Here is a 2,339-nt window from a genome sequence, read left to right as displayed (position 1 = left end):
CCCTGTCAGCAGCGACAACAGGCCTATCCGTCCTGCGGCCATCGCAGTTGCCCGGCCTGTCAGCACGGCACCAACCGCCAGTGGCTGGAGCGGCAACGACAGAAATTGCTGCCGGTGGACTATTTCCTGGTGACCTTCACCCTGCCAGTCCAGTTGCGGGGCTTTGCCTGGCATCATCTTCGGTGGACCTGTCACACCCTGTTCCAGGTTGCCCGGGAGACCCTGAACCAGTTTGCCCGCAACGATCAACGCCTGGGCAACCAACTCGGGCTGGTGGGGGTGTTGCACACCCACTCCCGGCGCTTGGCCTTCCACCCCCATGTCCACATCGTGATCCCCGGCGGCGGGCTGACCGGATCTCGCTGGCAACGCCGGGCCGGAAAGTACCTGTTCAATGGCCGGGCTCTGGCCCGGGTGTTCCGCGCCAAGTTCCTCGACCGAATGCGCAAGCAGGGCTTTGCCTTGCCGGACGCCATTCCCCGGGACTGGATCGCCCAGTGTGAGCAGGTCGGGCGCGGAGATCACGCGCTGACTTATCTGGCCCGTTACCTCTATCGCGGGGTGCTGCGGGAGCCGAATATCGTGGCCTACGATAGCGAACAGGTGACCTTCCGCTACCGGGACAGCCAGACCCAGTGTTGGCAGACCCTGACGGAACCGGCGGATCGATTCCTCTGGCGAGTCTTGCAGCACGTCTTGCCAAAGGGGCTGCGACGGGTGCGGGAATACGGTTTTCTGCACAGCGGGGCACGCAAGACGCTACACCGGTTGCAGTTGCTTCTCCGCGTGACGCTACCGTCGATGGCAACCGTAAGCCAACCCCGCAAGCAACGCGCTTGCCCCTGTTGTGGCCAGCCCATGAGCCTCACGGTCTGGCGCCAACCCTGCCGGTGGCCAGTCATTCGGCGACGATGGCCAGCATAAATTACCGACCATCCGACACGTACTCAAGCGGGAGGAGCCAACGCACCTTATGACACCACGACCAGGGCACACCGGCTGCCAGCTTCACCGGCGGCCCCGGGTAACTCTGGCCTGACAAAAGAGGCCGCCCAAAGCCAGGGCCAAAGCACCTCTGAGTTCTCCGCCGCTATTTCCTTAATAATGAAGCACCGGGCTCGTCCAACACCGGATCAGGTCGCGGCGGTGCGCGACCTATCCTTATTTGTTATGTGCTCTGACCCTCGAAATAAGCCCTAAGCTCCTCAAACACCTGATTCGTACCCGAGAAAAACTCAGTTTTCGGCTTCACTCCGTTAAGCTCAAGAGCAACAGCATTAATCAAAATTTTCCTTCCATCAGCCAGGTGGACTCCCATTCTTCTGGGACCTGCGCCCCCACCTGAGACAAAGAGTTTCTTCACGTCATCACGAGTGTAGAGGGTATCTTTGTAGTAAAAGCCCTCCCCGGTAACGGTGAGGAGGTGCTTTGAGAAAAAGCCTAGGTGTCTCAGGCTATAAACTTGATCCATTATGCTCCCTGCACACATAACGCCAGCCATCACCGGTGACAAAACCGGAGCGAAGCGGAGGTTTTGGCATCCGGTGCATGGCATGGTTATGCATTTGTATCTCTGACCCTCGATTCACTGCCAGGCCAGCCTTCAAACTGTGGCAGTGAGTCTGTGATTTGATGCCAGCTTGCCTTTGAACCAGTAAAAATATGTGCCTCCGGCCCACCCTGAATGTCACCTTCCAGACCACCAAGCGGGACACCGATAACTTCGGGACGGTCTCTATAGGTGCTGATCAAAGGCGAGCCACACGTTTTGCAAAAATACTTGGTGACGTTTTCTGACGAACCGTACCGTGTGAGATTTTGCTCACCCGACAACCACCGAAACTGATCACTACCAATGGACGCGCGAGTGCGGAAAGCCGCGCCATGCCACCGACGACACTTGGAACAATGACAATTGAAAATTGGACCAAGAGGGCCTTCAATTTCATAGCTCACTGTTTCGCACAAACACTTCCCTGTTACCTTGCTCAAAGGCTTACCTCCCTGCATAACGCCCGCATTTGCGGCTGGTTTGGAGCGCAACGGAAAACCAGTCCGACAACATGCGCTTGATACTGATTGAGCCTTCTCCCCAGCCCGGCGGTTACCCGCTAAGCTGGAAGGCGACCAAGCACTACAAGGGAGAAGACTCATGAACTTTTACCATAGCACTCACCGTCACTATTGTGGAATCGACCTGCACGCCCGCAGCCTGTACGTTTGCATCCTCGACCAGCAAGGCGAGGTGCTGTTGCACAAAGAGATCAAGGCTAGACCGGAACCGCTACTGACACTGCTCGAACCCTTTCGAGATGACCTTGTGGTTGGTGTTGAATGCA

The 2,339-nt window shown here is 57.4% G+C and carries 3 protein-coding genes and 1 pseudogene; 2 read left to right on the top strand and 2 right to left on the bottom strand.

Annotated features, from left to right (window positions below; genetic code table 11):
• Window positions 1-924, top strand: a 924-nt coding sequence (locus C7H09_RS09295) for an IS91 family transposase (protein WP_106761970.1), incomplete at its 5' end; no start/stop codon positions are given.
• Window positions 925-1,168: 244 nt separating this feature from the next.
• Here C7H09_RS09295 and C7H09_RS09290 read toward each other — a convergent pair.
• On the bottom strand, window positions 1,169-1,471 hold the full coding sequence (locus C7H09_RS09290) for a hypothetical protein (protein WP_106762275.1): 303 nt from the start codon (window positions 1,469-1,471) through the stop codon (window positions 1,169-1,171).
• 86 nt (window positions 1,472-1,557) lie between these two features.
• Window positions 1,558-2,010, bottom strand: coding sequence for a GFA family protein (locus C7H09_RS20525; RefSeq protein WP_420844188.1), 453 nt, complete (start codon window positions 2,008-2,010; stop codon window positions 1,558-1,560).
• A 142-nt stretch (window positions 2,011-2,152) separates the two neighbouring features.
• Between C7H09_RS20525 and C7H09_RS09280 the strand changes: the two are divergent.
• Window positions 2,153-2,339 (top strand): annotated as a pseudogene (locus C7H09_RS09280) (IS110 family transposase); the annotation flags it as partial.

Origin of the sequence: Marinobacter fuscus (assembly GCF_003007675.1) — a bacterium.
Taxonomy (GTDB): domain Bacteria; phylum Pseudomonadota; class Gammaproteobacteria; order Pseudomonadales; family Oleiphilaceae; genus Marinobacter; species Marinobacter fuscus.
The sequence above is the reverse complement of the archived record's forward strand: the minus strand, read 5'-3'. Positions and strand labels throughout refer to the sequence as shown.